Here is a 17,351-nt window from a genome sequence, read left to right as displayed (position 1 = left end):
GCCCGGTGGGCAAAAATCAGCCAACTTTGACTCATGCGTCAATAAAAAGCCCGCGCAAGGGCTGGAATCCAATCAACTGGGAGATCTTTGGATGAACGAACAACTCACTCACATGGCCAAACAGGTCACAGTCGGGAAACTGACCCGCCGCGAATTTATGGGAAAAGCGGCGGCATTGGGTGTTTCGGCAGCGATGGCCAGCACCATGTTTGCAGATGCAGCTCGCGCAGCGGGACCAAAAAAGGGCGGCGATCTTAAGCTGGGCCTTCAGGGCGGCGAATCCACCAACTCGCTTGACCCGGCAACCTATGCCAGCTCGGTTCCGTTCGCGAACGGCAAGCAGTTCGGTGACACGCTGGTCGAGGTCGCGCCCGATGGCTCGATCGAACCCCGCGTCGCCGAAAGCGTTGAAGGCAGCGCGGACGCTAAGGTTTGGACTTTCAAATTGCGCCAAGGCGTGGAATTCCACAACGGCAAGACCATGACCAGCGAAGACGTGCTGAAAACCATGGAGCGCCATTCGAACGAAGACTCCAAGTCCGGTGCTCTGGGCATCATGAAGGGCATCGAGTCCATGAAGGCCGATGGCGAGTATTTCCAGGTCACACTGACCGAAGCGAATGCCGACCTTCCCTATTTGCTGGCCGACTACCACCTGATCATCCAGCCAGACGGCGGCATGGACAACCCCGGTGCCGGTATCGGCACCGGCCCCTATCAACTGGAGGTCGACGAGCCCGGCGTACGCCATGTGTTCAAGAAATTTGCCAACCACTGGAACAGTGATTTTGGCAACTTCGACAGCGTCGAAGTGGTTGTAATCAACGACGCAACCGCCCGTACAGCCGCATTGCAGTCGGGCCAGGTTCACGCGATCAACCGGGTCGAGCCCAAAGTGGCAGACCTGCTGGGCCGCGCACCCAACCTGACAGTGCATTCAACAGCTGGTCGTGGACACTATGTGTTCATCATGCATTGCGACACCGCACCGTTCGACAGCAACGAACTGCGTCTGGCACTGAAATATGCGATCAACCGTCAGGAACTGGTCGACAAGGTTCTTCGTGGTTATGGCTCGATCGGGAACGACATGCCGATCAACGCGGCATATCCTCTGTTCGACGGCTCGATCCCACAGCGTGAATTCAGCATCGAAAAAGCCGCCGAGCACTATAAGAAGTCCGGCCATGACGGATCACCCATCATCCTGCGGGTCGCAGATGGTGCATTCCCGGGCGCCGTGGATGCCGCCGCTCTGTTCCAGCAAACCGCCGCTCAGGCCGGTATCCCGCTGGAAATCAAGCGTGAGCCCAACGATGGCTACTGGTCCGAAGTCTGGAACGTTCAGCCCTTCTGCGCCTCGTATTGGGGTGGCCGTCCGGTTCAGGATCAGATGTACGCGACCGCGTATCTGTCGACCGCTGACTGGAACGACACGCGGTTCAAGGTTGCCAGCTTTGACGAAATGTTGTTCCAGGCCCGTGCCGAGCTGGACAATGACAAGCGCAAGAACATCTACAGCCAGATGGGCCAGATGGTCCGCGACGAAGGCGGCCTGATCTGCCCGATGTTCAACGACTTTGTCGAAGGCGTCAGCAACCAGCTGGAAGGTTGGGAGACCGACCCGACCCAAGAGCTGATGAACGGCCAGATGTCTCGTAAGATGTGGTTCGCCTGATACGGATCACGGACGAATGCATCCTATTCTGAAACTGGTTTCCCAGCGCCTGGCGCTGGGACTCCTATTGCTGCTCGGCGCTTCGGCCCTGATTTTTGGCCTGACCGAAGCCCTTCCCGGAGACGCCGCGCAAGCCGTCCTGGGGCAGTCCGCAACCCCTGAAGCTCTGGCTAACCTACGCGAAGAAATGGGTCTGAACCGCCCTGCCCTGACCCGCTATTTCGAATGGCTGGGTGGCATTGTGCAAGGCGATCTGGGCCAGTCCCTGACAAACAAGCTGGACATCGCCGAATCTGTTGGCGGCCGTCTGAACAACACTCTGTTCCTGGCGTTCTGGGCCGCGCTGGTTTCGGTTCCACTGGCCATTTTTCTGGGCCTGCTGGCAGTACGCTACCGCAACCGGTGGCCGGACAAGCTGATTTCGGCTGTCACGCTGACCACAATCTCGATCCCGGAATTCCTGATCGGCTATGTGCTGGTCTATTTCGTTGCCGTAAAACTGGGCATGTTCTCGCCGCTGGCAATGATCAATGACAGCATGTCACTTGGGCAAAAGCTGAACTCGATCGCACTGCCCGTCATGGTGCTGACCATGGTTGTCTTGGCGCATATGATGCGTATGACGCGCGCCGCTATTCTGAACGTGATGCAGTCGGCCTATGTCGAAACGGCTGAACTGAAGGGTCTGACCAACTTTAAAATCATCTACCGCCACGCGCTGCCCAATGCAGTCGCACCTATCGTCAATGTGGTGATGCTGAACCTGGCTTATCTGGTCGTCGGCGTTGTCGTGGTTGAGGTGGTGTTCGTCTATCCCGGCATGGGGCAGTACCTTGTGGACCACGTAACCAAGCGAGATGTTCCCGTGGTTCTGGCCTGCGGCGTGATCTTTGCCGCGATCTATATCGGACTAAACATGGTTGCAGATATCGTTGCCATTCTGGCCAACCCAAGGCTGAGGCATCCGAAATGAAGAACATCCCTATCTCTGCAATGATCGGGCTGGCCTTTACAGCCCTCTACTTTCTGATTGCTCTGCTGGCTCCTGTGCTGGCCCCATACGGTATGGCCGAGGTCGTGGGCGATGTCTGGGAACCGTCAAGTTCGCAGTTCTGGCTTGGGACCGACAATATCGGGCGCGACCTTCTCAGCCGTATGATCTATGGCGGACGCACAACGATCTTTATCGCGACGGCTGCGACGATCCTCAGCTTTGTGACCGGTTCGATCCTTGGATTTTTGGCCGCTGTTCTGGGGGGATGGGCCGATCAGGTCATGTCCCGAACAGTTGACCTGATCATGTCGATCCCGACGCTCATCAGCGCGCTGGTGGTGCTGGCAATGGTGCCAGTGACCATTCCGGTTCTGATCATCGTCATGGGTCTGTTGGATTCCACCCGCGTCTATCGCTTGGCTCGCGCAGTCGCGGTAGATATCGCCGTAATGGACTATGTCGAGGCCGCCAAGCTGCGCGGTGAGGGGCAATCGTGGATCATCTTCCGCGAAATCCTACCTAACGCTCTGTCGCCGCTGGTGGCGGAACTGGGCTTGCGTTTCATCTTTGCGGTTCTCTTCGTCTCGACACTGTCGTTCCTGGGGCTGGGCGTTCAGCCGCCACTGGCCGATTGGGGCGGGATCGTGAAAGAAAACAAGGACGGCATCGTCTACGGCATCGGCGCGGCGCTTTATCCCGCTGTGGCTATCGCGACGCTGGCAATCTCGGTCAACCTCGTGGCTGACTGGGTCCTGAACCGAACCACATCGCTGAAAGGAGGCCGGGGATGAGTGATACCCTTCTCAAGGTCCGCGACCTCAAGATCGGCGCGACCGTCTATCCGCCGGGCGAAAAGCCCCATGACATCGAAATCGTGCACGGGGTCAGCTTTGACCTTGAACGCGGCAAGGTGCTGGGGCTGATCGGTGAATCCGGGGCTGGCAAGTCCACCATCGGCCTGGCCTCGATGGCCTATGGTCGGGGCGGAGTTCAGATCACCGGAGGCGAGGTCTGGGTCAACGGGCGTGATATCCTGAAGACGTCCTATGGCGATATCCGCAAGCTGCGCGGGGGTGAGGTGACGTATGTGTCTCAGTCCGCTGCGGCGTCCTTTAACCCCGCCAAAAAGATCATGGATCAGGTGGTCGAGGCTGCGGTTGAACAGAAAAAATTCAGCCGCAAAGAGGCCGAGGCCCGCGCGCGCGAACTGTTCGCCAAGCTGGGTCTGCCCGACCCCGACAATATCGGCGAGCGCTATCCGCACCAGGTCTCGGGCGGTCAGCTACAGCGCTGCATGACGGCGCTGGCGCTATGCCCCGAGCCTGATCTGGTGGTGTTCGACGAACCCACTACGGCACTGGACGTGACCACGCAGATCGACGTTCTGATGGCCATCAAAGAGGCTATTGCAGATACCGGCGTTGCCGCGCTGTATATCACGCATGATCTGGCGGTCGTTGCGCAGGTCAGTGATGACATCATGGTTCTGCGCATGGGCAATACGGTCGAATACGGCACCACCGACCAGATCATCAACAACCCACAGGAAGAGTACACCAAGGCCCTTGTCTCGGTGCGTTCGATCGAACACGAGGAAAAGCAGCCCACACCTGAACCGGTGCTCAGCGTCGACGGCATCACCGCGCGTTACAAGGGGCTGAATTTCGATGTGCTGCACAACGTCAATGTCGAGCTTCATCCAGGGCAGACGCTGGCGGTTGTGGGTGAATCGGGTTCGGGCAAGTCCACGCTGGCGCGGGTGATCACCGGCCTGCTGCCGCCGCGCGATGGTGAGATCACGTTTGCCGGGCGCAAGCTGTCGCCCGACCTCAAGGGCCGCACCCGCGAGGACCTGCGTGAATTGCAGATGATCTACCAGATGGCCGATGTTGCGATGAACCCTCGTCAAACCGTGGGCACCATCATCGGACGCCCGCTGGAGTTCTACTTCAACATGCGCGGCGCTGAAAAACGCAAGCGGATTGTGGAACTGCTGGACGAGATCGAGCTGGGCGAAAAGTTCATTGACCGCTACCCGGCAGAGCTGTCCGGCGGACAGAAACAGCGTGTCTGTATTGCGCGCTCTTTGGCCGCCAAGCCCAAGATGATCATCTGCGATGAGGTCACTTCGGCGCTGGACCCGCTGGTGGCAGACGGCATCCTGAAGCTGCTTCTGGACCTGCAGAAGATTGAGGATGTGGCCTATTTGTTCATCACTCACGATCTGGCGACGGTCCGCGCGATCAGCGACAGTATTGCGGTGATGTATCAGGGCCGTGTGGTCCGCTACGGCCCGAAATCGCAGGTTCTGAGCCCGCCGTTCGACGACTATACCGACCTTCTGCTAAGCTCGGTGCCCGAGATGCATTTGGGTTGGCTGGAAGAGGTTGTCGCGCACCGCAAGATGGAGAGCGCCGGGAACTGATCCCACGCAAAACAATCATAAAATCCCGACGCTTGTCACAAACAGGTGTCGGGATTTTGCTATTTGGGGCGGGAACAAGCTGCCCCTGCCCTGCGAATATCGTAGGGTCGCCGAAAGACCCCACGAAAAGGCCGAACCATGGACCGCAAACTTCTTCTCATCATCCTTGACGGTGTCCCTTGGCGTAATTTCCGCCGCCTGTTCGGCAACCTCGAGGGTTGGGTCGACAGCGGCGAGGCGCGCGCGTGGAAACACCGCGCGGTGTTGCCGTCGATTTCGGCCAGTTGCTACGCCTCGATCCACACAGGTGTCTCACCGCAGGAACATGGCTGCACCGGCAATGGCAATGTCTTCCGCCTCAGCCACAAGGACGTGTTCAGCCAGGTACGCGAGGCCGGGGGCGTCACAGGGGCAGTCACTCATAGTTATTGGTCACAGTTCTTCAACCGCCATCCCTTCGACTACGTGCGCGACGTGGAATATGACGAACCCAACAGCAAGACGATCAACCACGGCCGGTTCCACACCATGACGGGCTACGGCAAAGCCAATCAGATGACGCCCTGCGATGTGGATCTGTTTGCCCAGCTCACCAACATGTGCCTTCGGTTCGGGCTTGATTACGGAATCCTGCACACTTGCACTCTGGACAGCATGGGGCACCGTTTTTTCCACGAAAGCGAAGAGATGGACCACGCTTGTTTTGTCATGGACGAAATGCTGGCCCCATTTATTCCCCGCTGGCGCCAGTTGGGGTACGAGGTGATCGTCACCGCGGACCACGGTCAGGACGACCGCGGCCACCACGGAGGGCGCAGTCCACTGCAACAGGAAACGGCGCTGTATTACTTCGGCGACGCGGAAGGCCCCGAGGCGGATACGGTCATAGACCAGCTTCAGCTGGCACCAACGATCCTGACGAGGATGGGCGCACCGGTGGCCGAGACCATGAAGGCGCAACCCTTTCTGAAGTGATCAGTCATAGGGCCAGATTTGCTGGCCCAGCGCTTCAATCGCGATCGAAATCCGCTCAAAACTATCTGCGGCACGTTTGACCGAGCTTCGTGCCCGCAGATAGCCATGCACCAGCCCCGCTTCGTTGATGCAATGTGCCTTCCCTCCGGCCTTTTTGATCCGTGCGCAATAGTCTGGCCCGTCATCCCGCAGCGGATCGCAATCCGCCGTCACAATCACTGTGGGCGGCAGCCCGGCGAAATCCGTATCCTGCAAAGGCGCGTAGGTCGGGTCACTTTGCGGAGGCGTGCCACCGCAACGCACCTTTTCGTAAAAGACTATGTCTTCCAACGTCAAAAGCGGCGCATGGGCATGTTCGATATAAGACCCTTTAGAGCGGTCCCCGCCCAATCCCGGATAGATCAGAACTTGCCCCAGAATCCCATCCAGCCGACCCCGCGCGTGATGAGATACAGCGGCGACCAGATTGCCTCCGGCGCTGTCTCCGGCCAGAACAAGCGGGTCACCGAATTCACTCGCGGCCCATTGCACTGCGGTCCACGCATCCTGAAACTGCGCCGGATGCACATGTTCGGGGCAGAGCCGATAATCTACGGCAACAATTCGGTACCCGGTCTGCGCGCAAATTTCAGCGCAGACGTCATCGTGGCTGTCCAGTCCTCCGACAACAAACCCACCGCCGTGCAGATAGACGACCGTCCGTGTCGGATCACCGGCAGTGTAAATGCGAACAGGCACACCCTCGGCGTGCCTGTCTTCTGTTTCAACGCCCACCGGGCGCGGTTGGCGAAAGTCGCGGCACATGGCGTCATACACGTTGCGCTGATCCGCGATGGAAAGATCAACCGCATCATCTGGATAGCTTTCAGCGGTACGTCTTATGAACGCCCAGGTTTCTTCGTCGATCAGGCGTTCATAATCCATGTGTCCTCCGCAATCAGGCAGCCCATTCCCATGGCCGGGTAAATGAGCCCAGCACTTTACTGACATCGTCGTCCGAGGAACCGTTCGCGTCAAGCTGTGCGACCAAACCGCGTTTTTTATCATCAAGCACCGAGACAACACGGGCCTCGACACCGGCTTTTTCCAGCGCACCGTTGTAGATACGGGTGATCGCCTGTTTGCGCAGTTCGGGTTTGAACACTTTTCCGACGGCGGTCTTGGGAAGCTCGTCCAAAATGGTCATGTGCTTGGGTTGTGCGGCGCGTTCGTGAACGTGGACGTCGCAGTATTCCATCAGTTCCTGTTCGGTGACCTTCGCTCCATCGACCAGTTCGACAAAGGCGCAAGGCACCTCTCCCGCATAGGCATCGGGCTGGCCAATGGCACCAGCGAATGCGACTGCCTCATGGCCCAGCAGGGCCTCTTCGATCTCAGCCGGGTCGATATTGTGACCTCCGCGAATGATCAGGTCTTTGGCGCGGCCCGTAATCCACAGGTATCCGTCCTCGTCAAAGCGGCCCAGATCGCCTGTGCGCAGGTATTCGTCGAAATGATAAAGATCTACGTTCTTGTCTGCTTCGGTATAGGTATTGCCAGCGTAGACACCCGGGTTCGAAATACAGATCTCGCCGATCTCATTGGCAGCAGACTCGACCGGGCCGTCCGGGCTGTCGTTGAGGATTTTTACGTCCGTATAGGGGAACGGAATCCCGATCGAACCGATCTTTTTCTCACCATCCGTCGGGTTACATGACACCAGACAGGTTGCCTCGGTCAGGCCATAACCTTCGATGATCGTGACGCCCGTGGCCTCTTCAAAGCGGCGGAACAGCTCGACCGGCAGCGGGGCCGAGCCCGAGAACGCAGTTTTCACGCTTGAGATATCGGCATCTACCGGGCGCTGCATCTTGGCAGCAATCGCCGTTGGGACAGTGATGATAAATGTCACCTTCCAACGCTCGATCAGCTTCCAGAAATTATCGAACACGCCATCGCCGCGATAGCCTTGCGGCGTCGGGAATACCACATGCGCACCCGACGACACAGCCGCCATCATGATCACATGTACGGCAAAGACGTGGAACATCGGAAGCGGGCACATAACAACGTCTTCGTCCGAGAACAGCAGCGTGTCGCCAAGCCAGCCGTTATAGATCATGCCCGAGTACTTGTGCTGTGCCACTTTGGGCATACCCGTTGTACCACCGGTGTGGAAATAGCAGGCGACGCGGTCTTCCTTACTGTCTTCGAAAGTCAGAGTGGTCGGCTGTTTGGCAAGCTCTTTACTGAAGCTTTTGTAGTCCGCATGCGCCAGATGTTCCTTGTCGCCCATCTTGGGACGCAAAAGAGGCACGATCCATGACTTGGGCGGGGTCAAATAGCGGTTCAGATCAATTTCGAGGATTGTGTTGACCTTGGGCGCATGCCGCACGGCCTCTTCGACCTTTTGGGCCACATCCGTCTTGGGGAAGGATTTCAGCGTGACAACAACCTTGGCACCGGTTTCACGCAGGATGGCTGCAATCTGTTCGGGTTCAAGCAAAGGGTTGATCGGGTTGACGATACCTGCAACCGCGCCACCCATCATGGTGATCAGCGTCTCATTACAGTTGGGTAGGATATAGGCGACTACGTCCTTTTCCCCGACACCCAACGACCGGAAGAGATTGGCGGCCTGATTGACCTTGCCCAGCAGGTCCGACCATGTCAGCGTCTCGGCCTTGTCTGTGGGACCAGAAAACAACTGAAAGCTGATCGCATTGTTGTTCGGAAACTTGGTCGCGGTTCGCGACAATAACTGATGGAATGTGACCGGAACGTCCCGATCCTCCCACGGCATTTCCTGTTCAAGTTTCTTCTTATCGTCGATGCCAACAAACGACATGCGTCTCCTCCCGTTTTATTTCGCACTCTGCGCGCGGCTTTTTCCATCACAGGATGGAAGTAAAACCACGCGGGTTCAAGCAACGGGTTAGAGAGGGAGGGGGTAAAAAACTAAATTACGCTACGGCGAAAATCCGTTTCCCCGACGTCATACTACTCGGCAGCTACACCATCGGTGAACTGCAACCGCGCCAGACGTGCATACAGACCATCCTGCGCCACAAGATCATCATGAGTACCTTGCGCCACAATCTGACCTGCATCCATCACTACGATCCGGTCCGCCTTTTTCACGGTAGCCAGCCGGTGTGCGACGATCAACGTGGTGCGTCCCGCACGCATCTGATCCACAGCACCCTGCACCGCCCGCTCGCTTTCCGCATCCAGCGCCGAGGTCGCCTCGTCCAGCAGCAGAACTGGTGCATCGCGCAGGATGGCGCGCGCGATGGCGATGCGCTGTTTCTGGCCACCCGACAGCATGACGCCCCGTTCGCCTACGAAACTGTCATAGCCTTCCGGCAATGCCGAAATGAAATCATGCGCGGCGGCGGCGCGGGCGGCGGCCTCGACTTCGGCATCCGTTGCGTCCAATCGGCCAAAGCGGATGTTCTCACGGGCCGAAGCGGCAAAGATCGTGGGGTCTTGGGGGACCAGCGCCATGTGACGTCGAAATTCAGATCGGTCCAAGTCACGCAGGTCGACGCCATCCAGGCTTACCCCGCCGGCATCCGGGTCGTAAAAACGTTGAATCATCTGAATGACAGTCGTTTTGCCTGCCCCCGAAGGCCCGACAAAGGCGACCGTTTCGCCCGGGCTGACTGTAAGCGTCATCTGATCCAGCGCGACCACATCCGGCCGCGCAGGATAGCGGAACGTCACGCCGTCGAACCGTATCTCGCCCCGCACGGGCGCGGGAAGGGCCTTGGCTTGCGTGGGGTCGTTCACAGTGTCCTGCGCGTCCAGCAATTCGACCAGACGCTCGGTCGCGCCGGCTGCACGTTGAAGTTCGCTCCAGATCTCTGACAAGGCCGCGACCGAGCCGGCCATGATGATCGAATAGATCACGAATTGGATCAAAACACCTTCGGTCATCACACCGTTGCGGACGTCATTCGCGCCCATCCACAAAACGCCCACGATGCCGGAGAAGACCAGAAAAATCACGATCACAGTCAAAACGGCACGGGTTTGGATACGGCGCAAAGAAACCTCATACGAAGTTTCCGTCATCTCTCCGAACTGGGCGCGGCTTGCCTGTTCGTGAGTAAAGGCCTGAACAGTCTGAACCGCACCCAGCGCTTCGCCTGCGTTTCCGGACGAGGCTGCGATCCAGTCCTGGTTTTCGCGGCTGATCACGCGCAACCGGCGCCCCAACACCAAAATCGGCACCACAACCAGCGGAATCAGCAACAAAACCATCGCGGTCAGTTTGGCCGAAGTCAGCAGCATCAGCACCAAACCGCCAATGAACATCAGCATGTTGCGTAGCGCGATTGATACCGAAGAGCCCAGCACAGACTGGATCAACGTCGTGTCAGTGGTAATCCGGCTCAGGACTTCTCCGGTCATGATGCGTTCATAGAATTCGGGGCTCATCCCGATGACGCGGTCGAACACGGCCTTACGAATGTCGGCCACGACGCGCTCACCCAACCGTGTCACCAGTGCATAGCGAATACCTGTTCCGATGGCCAAGACACCGGCGATGCCCAGCGCAGCCAGAAAGTACCAATCCAGCAACTCGCCATCTTCGATGCGGAAGTTGTCCACCACGCGGCGCACGGCCAACGGCAGAGTCAATGTCATGCTGGCCGTCAGGATCAATGCCAATGTCGCGCCGATCATCAACAGCTTATAGGGCTTCATAAACGGCCACAACGAGCCCAGAACACCAATTTTTCTGGAACGCGCGCGCTCTTCGCTGGCGCCGGGCGCGGATTTTGCCGATGGACTGGCTGAGGCGTTTCTTGCCATGACTGGCCCTTACGTGGTGTTCGCGTTTATTTCAGCGCTTCTTGGCGATGACAGCGCGTGGGGTCAAGCTGCCATGGCAAAATCGAACACCAAACGGGCCTTTTGACGCAGAATTTTGGGGCTGACTTGGAGCGGGCGGCGGGAATCGAACCCGCTTCATCAGCTTGGAAGGCTGAGGTAATAGCCAGTATACGACGCCCGCTCAGCGGAGGTCGGTTTAAGCGATGCGTCAGATGGCGTCAAGCGTCCTTCGGTCGCTGTTTTGAAATTCAGCGCCGAAAAATTGCGCAACCGACAAGTCCTTCCCAAGCAGTTCATTCAGTGGGAAATAACCACGTGCATTTTTCAAGGTTTGCACTGATGCGGATCATCTGATCGCGCTTCATCGACGGTCCATGCGTTTGCCCGATCAACTGGGCGGGATAGGTCGTGGCAGCTGTCAGAGCATCTGGCAAGGGAACACCCACCTGCGTCACCAGCACGCGGATGGCTGTCGTCATATCCAGGTCGGCCCCAGCCAAAGTGCCATCCTCCAGAGTCAGTCGCCCATCGGTTCTCGTAATTCGACGACCTTCCAATCTGAACTCGGACAAATCAGTGCCTGCAACGGCCATTGCATCGCTAACCAGATAGATCTGGCCCGGGCCGGATTTGGCAGCCCAAGCGGCTCGCATCGTTTCAGGATGAACGTGAATTCCGTCTGCGATGAGCCCCGCAGAAAGACCGCCGTTAGCAAGAGCAGAGCCAACCAAACCGGGCTCGCGGTTGCCCAATTGGCTCATGGCATTGAACAAATGGGTGACACAGCGTGCCCCGGCTGCCGCGTAACGTTGACAGGTCGCGAAATCTGCATCCGTGTGTCCGAGCGAGACAAGAATGCCCGCATCACTCAGCGCCCCAACTTGCTGTTCCGAGACCGTTTCAGGTGCCACAGTCACTTTGAGGCAAGGCAAATGCTGCGCCGCCTCAAGCAACATGGAAAGGTCGGTATCAGACATGGGGCAAATCAGGTCACCGTCATGCGCCCCCTTGCGGGCAACCGACAGATGGGGGCCTTCCAAATGCAATCCCGCGACACCCGGAACGCCCTCTTTCACTGACTGAATGGCCGCTGCGATCGCCGCCCGAGTCTTTTCGCTGGTATCCGTGATCAAAGTCGGCAGCAAAGCCGCGACTCCCAACCGGTGATGGGCCTGCGCGATCCGGCGGATCGTTTCGACCGAAGGGTCATCGTTCAGCATGACACCGTCGCCGCCATTCACCTGCAAGTCCACATAACCCGGACTGACGATATCTCCGTTCAGATCAATGTGATCCCCAACAGCCGCTACCTCTGCGTCAGCTACGATTTCCACACTCTGACCGCCGCTGAATACAAGCGCATGATCACTCAGCAACCGCTTGCCGTCAAAGATTGCACCGTTTCGAAAGATCACTCTATCTATTGTCATACCGTCTCGGTCACTTTCTTGAGGTGACGCGGCGCGTCCGGGTCAATACCGCGCATACTGGCGACGGATTCGACCATAGAGTAAAACGCGGTGATCGTCGTGATCGGATCGGTGATCCAATGATCCGTACGCTCTACTGGCAACTGCTGCGCCCGCGTGACGCGATCCGTAGTGGCGAAGACTATGGCCCCCTTATCGGCCAGCGCGTCAGCGGCCTGCGCCGTGGTGTCCTCCGCGGCATCCCCAGCCGCAAAGACAATGGTTGGGAACCCGTCCTCGACGATTGAGACCGGTCCATGCAGCACCTCGGCAGCTGAATAGCTTTCTGCATGGATCTGACAGGTTTCCTTGATCTTCAACGCCGCTTCGCCCGATATGGCAAAAGATGGCCCCCTGCCCAAAGTAAACAGCGAACGCCCTGTAATCGTGGCCGCCGCTGCAGACCAGTCGCACTGTGCTGCGCGTTCCAACTGGGCGGGAAGCGCCCGTATCGCCCCCAACAGTTCAGCATCGCCCTTGACTTCGGCCAGCAACCACAACCCTGCCACCAGCGAAGTCACAAATGTCTTGGTGGCGGCGACGCTCAACTCGGGGCCGGCGTGCAGCGGCAGCATCGCATCCGCAACGTCTGCCAATCGCGATTCCGAGTTGTTGGTGATCGCCAGCGCAACAGCTCCTGATGACCGCAGCGAGCGTGTCAGTCCGACAATATCGGGACTTTGGCCAGATTGAGACACCGACAGGCATACAGCGCCCCGCGCCATCAAGTCGGCCCCATAGATCGAACTAACCGACGGCCCAACCGAGGCCACAGGCAGCCCAAGCAATAGCTCGCTGGCATATTTCAGGTAACTACACGCGTGGTCGGATGACCCGCGCGCCACCGTGATCAGGAACCGCGGGTCGGTTTCCCGGACCAGCGCGGCCGCGTTTTGAATACTGGCCGCGCCACTGCCTAGCAGCCGGTCAACCGCGGCAGGGATTTCCAAAATCTCCTGGCGCATCTTGGATGTATTGTCGGACATCGGCCTTTGATCCTTCCGGTTATAAACGCAGCTCGGCGACGAAGTCATAAGCGTCACCGCGATAGAGAGAGCGGGTCAATTCCGCGACCCGCCCGTTTTTGAGAAATGAAAGACGCTCGATGTTCAACCCTGCCGCCCCTTCCGGCACATCCAGCAACTCAGCCTCACGCGCAGCAAGATTAAGTGCCGAGATTTTCTGGACCGCCCGAACGGGACGACGCCCTAACCCGTCCAGAACCTCGTAGAGCGAGGTGGTCACCTCAATCGGGTTCGGCAGAATGTCCAACGGCAGTGCTGCCTTCTCAAGCGCCAGAGGGCGGCCGTCTGCCTCGCGCAGACGATAGATGCGGGCAATCTGCGCGCCTTCCGGCAAGTTCAGCGCAGCTATCTCTTGAGACGTCGCCGCAAATACGCCCCGCTCCAACCACTTTGACGTGGTCTGCATTCCACGGCTCGACATGTCTTCGGTGAAAGACGTCAAATGTGTCAGCGATTGTTCGACCCGGGGCACGCGCTCGCGGATGAACGAGCCTGAACCCTGACGTTGTTCAATCACACCTTCCTGCACCAGCTCTTGAATAGCCTTTCGCACCGTGACGCGGGACAGATCAGTGATGTCCACCAATTCCCGCTCGGACGGAAGAGATGAATTCGGTGCAAGCACGCCCGTATCTATCCCTTCCTGAAGGCGGCGGCGCAGCTGAACATATCGCGGGCCGTTCTCAGGGCTCAGCCACGCTTCTGCGCGCAAGAAATCAGCAATGCTCATGAGCGCCCTCCTTTGCCAAGGCCAAGGCCCCGATCAGCGGTTCGCCCTGTGCTGGTCTTAGCGCAGCTTGCATGTCTGCGGGCAGATAACTGGCATAATGCGGGCCAATTCCGCCTGTTAAACAGAGGGTTAACCCCGCCTTCCACCCAAGGCGTTTCGCCATTCCACCGATATAATCGGCACCTGCCTGCATAACCTGACGCGCGACGTGATCACCATCGGCGGCAGCGGCTGTGACCTGAGGTGCCAATGCGCCGAACGCCCCCGGCGCGGCCTGCCCTGCAAATTCGACAATTCCAGCAACACCGCCGAACTGCTTAGAAAACTCTTGCGTCAAGCTCGACTTCGCTTGGATCTGATCCACCGCATTCAGCACTTCGGACAGCGCACGTCGACCGACCCATTGCGCGGATGCTTCGTCGCCCAAGATAGGCCCCCACCCTCCGGCAAGGCGGATGTCACCGTTGATCTGAACAGCCAGAAATGACCCGGTCCCGCAATGCGCGATCAGGCCATCTGAGGAACCCAATGCGCCCCTTACCGCTGCAGGTCGATCATCCTCGATCCGCGCGTTGGGCATATCCAACGCCACTCGCAGTCGATCGGCGACGCTGTCACCCGTTACTCCGGCCAACCCGATAAAGGCGGGCCAGCGCACCAATTCTGCTACAGAGGTATCCAGCCCCGCTGCCAATTCAGACAAACCGGCAGCGATCTGACGAACCCCGCCCTCGAAATCCGTTGATACATTGGCCGCTCCGGTCTCGACCGAATGTACGACGCCACGGACCTCAGCAGCGACCCTGCATCGGGTTCCACCACCGTCAACGGCCAGAAACGCGGTGTTTTGAGACTCAGTCATGACAATACCATTATAATACCTTTCCTTCACAGGAAAGACCAAAATTCGGGCAAAAATCGCAAATTACTGGAGTTTAGCGCAAAAATCCCCAAACATCGCTTGCAATAATAAAGTTATAGACAAGTGGTATTACATAGGTATTGTAAAAGGACTGTAAGGGGGATTCTCTTGACGCTGCCGTCGACTGAACAACTGCACATTGATGCCGCCCAACTTGACCGGAGCGATCTGGCCAACTCGGCCCGCGCCTTGGCCGCTGGTCAAATCGCTGCTGCGAAGGCTGTTGAGCGTGCGGCACCCGCGATCGCGCGGGGAGCTGCGGCAATGGCGGCAACACTCCGCACCGGGGGCGTGCTGCATTACGTCGCCGCCGGGTCATCTGGCTTGATGGCCGCAGCAGATGCGCAGGAACTGGGCGGTACATTCTCGATCCTTCCAAGTCACTTACGCATTCACATGGCAGGCGGCTTACCGACCGGTGTTGAAATGCCCGGCGATACAGAGGACTCGGACGTAGGACTTGCCGAAGCTCTGTCCGACTTAAAGCCTACCGATACCGTCATCGCGGTGTCGGCTAGCGGATCCACGCCCTATACTCTGACAGCGGGTGACATCGCGCGCGCCAAAAAGGCAACCTTGATCGGCATCGCCAATAATGCGGACAGCCCTCTTCTTCAAACCGCTGACATACCAATTCTGCTCGCCACGCCACCCGAGCTGATCTCGGGCTCGACCCGCATGGGGGCTGGGACGGCGCAGAAGATCGCGCTCAATATGCTGTCTTCGCTCATGGCGCTTGATCTGGGGCATGTGCATGGCGGCATGATGGTGAATTTGCGCGCTGACAATCACAAGCTACGTGCGCGCGCGGCCGGGATCGTGGCACGGATTGCCAAGGTCGACACCGATGCAGCCCAGGCTGCGCTGGCGCAGACGAACGGCGACGTAAAACCCGCCATCCTGATCGCTGCCCTTGGCGTGTCAAAGGGCGACGCGGTGGCGCGGCTTGAAGAAGCCGACGGCATCCTGAGCACCGCACTAAACATGAATAACAACTGCTAACCAACTGGGAGAATGAAATGAAACGCACAAGTCTGAAGCTGGCTCTGCTGGGCTCAACCCTTATGGGTACGGCTGCCATGGCCGAAGATGTCACGCTGACCATCGAAAGCTGGCGCAACGATGACCTGACCCTATGGCAGGATCAGATCATTCCTGCATTTGAGGCCGCAAACCCCGGCATCAAGGTACAATTCACGCCCTCGGCCCCCGCTGAATACAACGCTGTTTTGAATTCAAAACTGGACGCGGGCTCGGCTGGCGACCTGATCACCTGCCGTCCTTTTGACGCCTCTTTGGCGCTATACGAAGCCGGGCACCTGACTGATCTGTCGGGCGTCGAGGCGATGGGCAATTTCTCTGATGTCGCCAAATCGGCGTGGCAGACCGATGATGGCGCGGTCAGTTTCTGTGTTCCGATGGCGTCGGTGATTCACGGGTTCATCTACAACAAAGACGCGTTCAACGAGCTGGGCATCGACGTGCCGACCACCGAGGATGAGTTCTTTGCCGCCCTCGACAAGATCAAGGAAGACGGCACCTATATCCCGATGGCGATGGGCACCAACGACCAGTGGGAAGCCGCCACCATGGGCTATAACAACATCGGCCCGAACTATTGGAAAGGTGAGGAAGGCCGTCAGGCGCTGATCAAAGGCGAGCAGAAGCTGACCGATGAGGCATGGACCGCCCCCTACGCCACACTGGCCCGTTGGGGCGAATATCTGGGCGACGGGTATGAGGCGCAGACCTATCCCGACAGCCAGAACATCTTCACGCTGGGCCGTGCGGCTGTTTACCCTGCCGGGTCGTGGGAAATCTCGGGCTTCAACGCGCAGGCTGATTTCGAAATGGGCGCATTCAAGCCGCCGGTCCGCAATGCGGGCGACACCTGCTATATCTCGGATCACACCGATATCGGCATCGGCATGAACGCCGCCACCGAGAATCCCGAGGCGGCCGAAACTTTCCTGGCCTGGGTCGCAAGCCCAGAGTTCGCGGAAATCTTCGGCAACGCGCTGCCCGGCTTCTTCCCGCTGTCCAGCACGCCGGTTGAGCTGCAGGATCCGCTGGCCAAGGAAATCGTCGGCTGGCGTGATGAGTGTGAATCGACCATCCGCTCGACCTATCAAATCCTGTCGCGCGGCACACCGAACCTTGAGAATGAGACCTGGGGCGCATCCGTTGCGGCTATCAAGGGTGCCAAATCGCCCGAAGAACTGGGCGCCGAACTGCAGGAAGGTCTTGCCTCCTGGTACGCTCCGCATCAGTAAGCTGATCCTTACCCGGGCGGAAACGCCCGCCCGGGTACA

At 58.5% G+C, this 17,351-nt stretch carries 14 protein-coding genes and 1 tRNA gene; 7 read left to right on the top strand and 8 right to left on the bottom strand.

Annotated features, from left to right (window positions below; translation table 11 throughout):
* The first annotated feature begins 91 nt into the window (after nt 1-91).
* From AC2FF7_RS08295 to AC2FF7_RS08275, 5 genes are all read left to right on the top strand, one after another.
* Nucleotides 92-1,678, top strand: coding sequence for an ABC transporter substrate-binding protein (locus AC2FF7_RS08295; protein WP_496905487.1), 1,587 nt, complete (start codon nt 92-94; stop codon nt 1,676-1,678).
* A gap of 16 nt (nt 1,679-1,694) precedes the next feature.
* Nucleotides 1,695-2,651 carry an ABC transporter permease gene (locus AC2FF7_RS08290; RefSeq protein ID WP_170352428.1) on the top strand — a complete coding sequence of 319 codons (957 nt, stop codon included), beginning with the start codon at nt 1,695-1,697 and terminating at the stop codon, nt 2,649-2,651.
* Nucleotides 2,648-3,463, top strand: coding sequence for an ABC transporter permease (locus AC2FF7_RS08285; protein ID WP_170352427.1), 816 nt, complete (start codon nt 2,648-2,650; stop codon nt 3,461-3,463). Before AC2FF7_RS08290 ends, AC2FF7_RS08285 begins: the two co-directional genes overlap by 4 nt.
* Nucleotides 3,460-5,097, top strand: a complete 1,638-nt coding sequence (locus AC2FF7_RS08280) for an ABC transporter ATP-binding protein (protein WP_496851274.1) — start codon at nt 3,460-3,462, stop codon at nt 5,095-5,097. The genes AC2FF7_RS08285 and AC2FF7_RS08280 overlap by 4 nt, the downstream gene beginning before the upstream one ends.
* 138 nt (nt 5,098-5,235) lie before the next feature.
* Nucleotides 5,236-6,072 carry an alkaline phosphatase family protein gene (locus AC2FF7_RS08275; protein ID WP_480867764.1) on the top strand — a complete coding sequence of 279 codons (837 nt, stop codon included), beginning with the start codon at nt 5,236-5,238 and terminating at the stop codon, nt 6,070-6,072.
* On the opposite strand, the gene AC2FF7_RS08270 is transcribed toward AC2FF7_RS08275, so the two are convergent.
* From AC2FF7_RS08270 to AC2FF7_RS08235, 8 genes are all read right to left on the bottom strand, one after another.
* On the bottom strand, nt 6,073-6,996 hold the full coding sequence (locus tag AC2FF7_RS08270; RefSeq protein WP_170753261.1) for an alpha/beta hydrolase: 924 nt from the start codon (nt 6,994-6,996) through the stop codon (nt 6,073-6,075).
* A 13-nt stretch (nt 6,997-7,009) separates the two neighbouring features.
* The gene (locus tag AC2FF7_RS08265; protein ID WP_170753263.1) at nt 7,010-8,899 is read right to left on the bottom strand and encodes an acyl-CoA synthetase; all 1,890 of its coding nucleotides are present in this window, start codon (nt 8,897-8,899) and stop codon (nt 7,010-7,012) included.
* Between the two features lie 152 nt (nt 8,900-9,051).
* Nucleotides 9,052-10,872, bottom strand: coding sequence for an ABC transporter transmembrane domain-containing protein (locus AC2FF7_RS08260; protein WP_496905486.1), 1,821 nt, complete (start codon nt 10,870-10,872; stop codon nt 9,052-9,054).
* Nucleotides 10,873-10,999: 127 nt separating this feature from the next.
* Nucleotides 11,000-11,074 (bottom strand) — tRNA-Gly (locus AC2FF7_RS08255).
* Nucleotides 11,075-11,186: 112 nt separating this feature from the next.
* A complete protein-coding gene (gene nagA / locus AC2FF7_RS08250; protein WP_496905485.1) occupies nt 11,187-12,323 on the bottom strand; it encodes an N-acetylglucosamine-6-phosphate deacetylase in 1,137 nt (378 codons plus the stop codon).
* Nucleotides 12,320-13,348, bottom strand: a complete 1,029-nt coding sequence (locus AC2FF7_RS08245) for an SIS domain-containing protein (RefSeq protein ID WP_170352420.1) — start codon at nt 13,346-13,348, stop codon at nt 12,320-12,322. The genes nagA and AC2FF7_RS08245 overlap by 4 nt, the downstream gene beginning before the upstream one ends.
* A 19-nt stretch (nt 13,349-13,367) precedes the next feature.
* Nucleotides 13,368-14,117, bottom strand: coding sequence for a GntR family transcriptional regulator (locus tag AC2FF7_RS08240; RefSeq protein ID WP_170352419.1), 750 nt, complete (start codon nt 14,115-14,117; stop codon nt 13,368-13,370).
* On the bottom strand, nt 14,104-14,979 hold the full coding sequence (locus AC2FF7_RS08235) for a glucosamine kinase nucleotide-binding domain-containing protein (RefSeq protein WP_496905484.1): 876 nt from the start codon (nt 14,977-14,979) through the stop codon (nt 14,104-14,106). The genes AC2FF7_RS08240 and AC2FF7_RS08235 overlap by 14 nt, the downstream gene beginning before the upstream one ends.
* 168 nt (nt 14,980-15,147) lie before the next feature.
* Here AC2FF7_RS08235 and AC2FF7_RS08230 point away from each other — a divergent pair, with 168 nt between their 5' ends.
* Together AC2FF7_RS08230 and AC2FF7_RS08225 are read left to right on the top strand one after the other, a co-directional pair.
* The gene (locus AC2FF7_RS08230; protein WP_170753272.1) at nt 15,148-16,041 is read left to right on the top strand and encodes an N-acetylmuramic acid 6-phosphate etherase; all 894 of its coding nucleotides are present in this window, start codon (nt 15,148-15,150) and stop codon (nt 16,039-16,041) included.
* A gap of 17 nt (nt 16,042-16,058) precedes the next feature.
* A complete protein-coding gene (locus AC2FF7_RS08225) occupies nt 16,059-17,312 on the top strand; it encodes an ABC transporter substrate-binding protein (RefSeq protein WP_170352416.1) in 1,254 nt (417 codons plus the stop codon).
* Nucleotides 17,313-17,351: the final 39 nt, after the last annotated feature.

Source organism: Ruegeria sp. YTSC325, from assembly GCF_059609525.1.
The sequence above is the reverse complement of the archived record's forward strand: the minus strand, read 5'-3'. Positions and strand labels throughout refer to the sequence as shown.

Bases quoted from the DNA above. Each gene is read 5' to 3' on its own strand.
- AC2FF7_RS08235 (WP_496905484.1), bottom strand. From the start codon at position 14,979: ATGACTGAGTCTCAAAACACCGCGTTTCTGGCCGTTGACGGTGGTGGA.
- AC2FF7_RS08225 (WP_170352416.1), top strand. From the start codon at position 16,059: ATGAAACGCACAAGTCTGAAGCTGGCTCTGCTGGGCTCAACCCTTATG.
- AC2FF7_RS08245 (WP_170352420.1), bottom strand. From the start codon at position 13,348: ATGTCCGACAATACATCCAAGATGCGCCAGGAGATTTTGGAAATCCCT.
- AC2FF7_RS08265 (WP_170753263.1), bottom strand. From the start codon at position 8,899: ATGTCGTTTGTTGGCATCGACGATAAGAAGAAACTTGAACAGGAAATG.
- AC2FF7_RS08270 (WP_170753261.1), bottom strand. From the start codon at position 6,996: ATGGATTATGAACGCCTGATCGACGAAGAAACCTGGGCGTTCATAAGA.
- AC2FF7_RS08280 (WP_496851274.1), top strand. From the start codon at position 3,460: ATGAGTGATACCCTTCTCAAGGTCCGCGACCTCAAGATCGGCGCGACC.
- AC2FF7_RS08240 (WP_170352419.1), bottom strand. From the start codon at position 14,117: ATGAGCATTGCTGATTTCTTGCGCGCAGAAGCGTGGCTGAGCCCTGAG.
- AC2FF7_RS08260 (WP_496905486.1), bottom strand. From the start codon at position 10,872: ATGGCAAGAAACGCCTCAGCCAGTCCATCGGCAAAATCCGCGCCCGGC.
- nagA (WP_496905485.1), bottom strand. From the start codon at position 12,323: ATGACAATAGATAGAGTGATCTTTCGAAACGGTGCAATCTTTGACGGC.
- AC2FF7_RS08290 (WP_170352428.1), top strand. From the start codon at position 1,695: ATGCATCCTATTCTGAAACTGGTTTCCCAGCGCCTGGCGCTGGGACTC.
- AC2FF7_RS08275 (WP_480867764.1), top strand. From the start codon at position 5,236: ATGGACCGCAAACTTCTTCTCATCATCCTTGACGGTGTCCCTTGGCGT.
- AC2FF7_RS08285 (WP_170352427.1), top strand. From the start codon at position 2,648: ATGAAGAACATCCCTATCTCTGCAATGATCGGGCTGGCCTTTACAGCC.
- AC2FF7_RS08295 (WP_496905487.1), top strand. From the start codon at position 92: ATGAACGAACAACTCACTCACATGGCCAAACAGGTCACAGTCGGGAAA.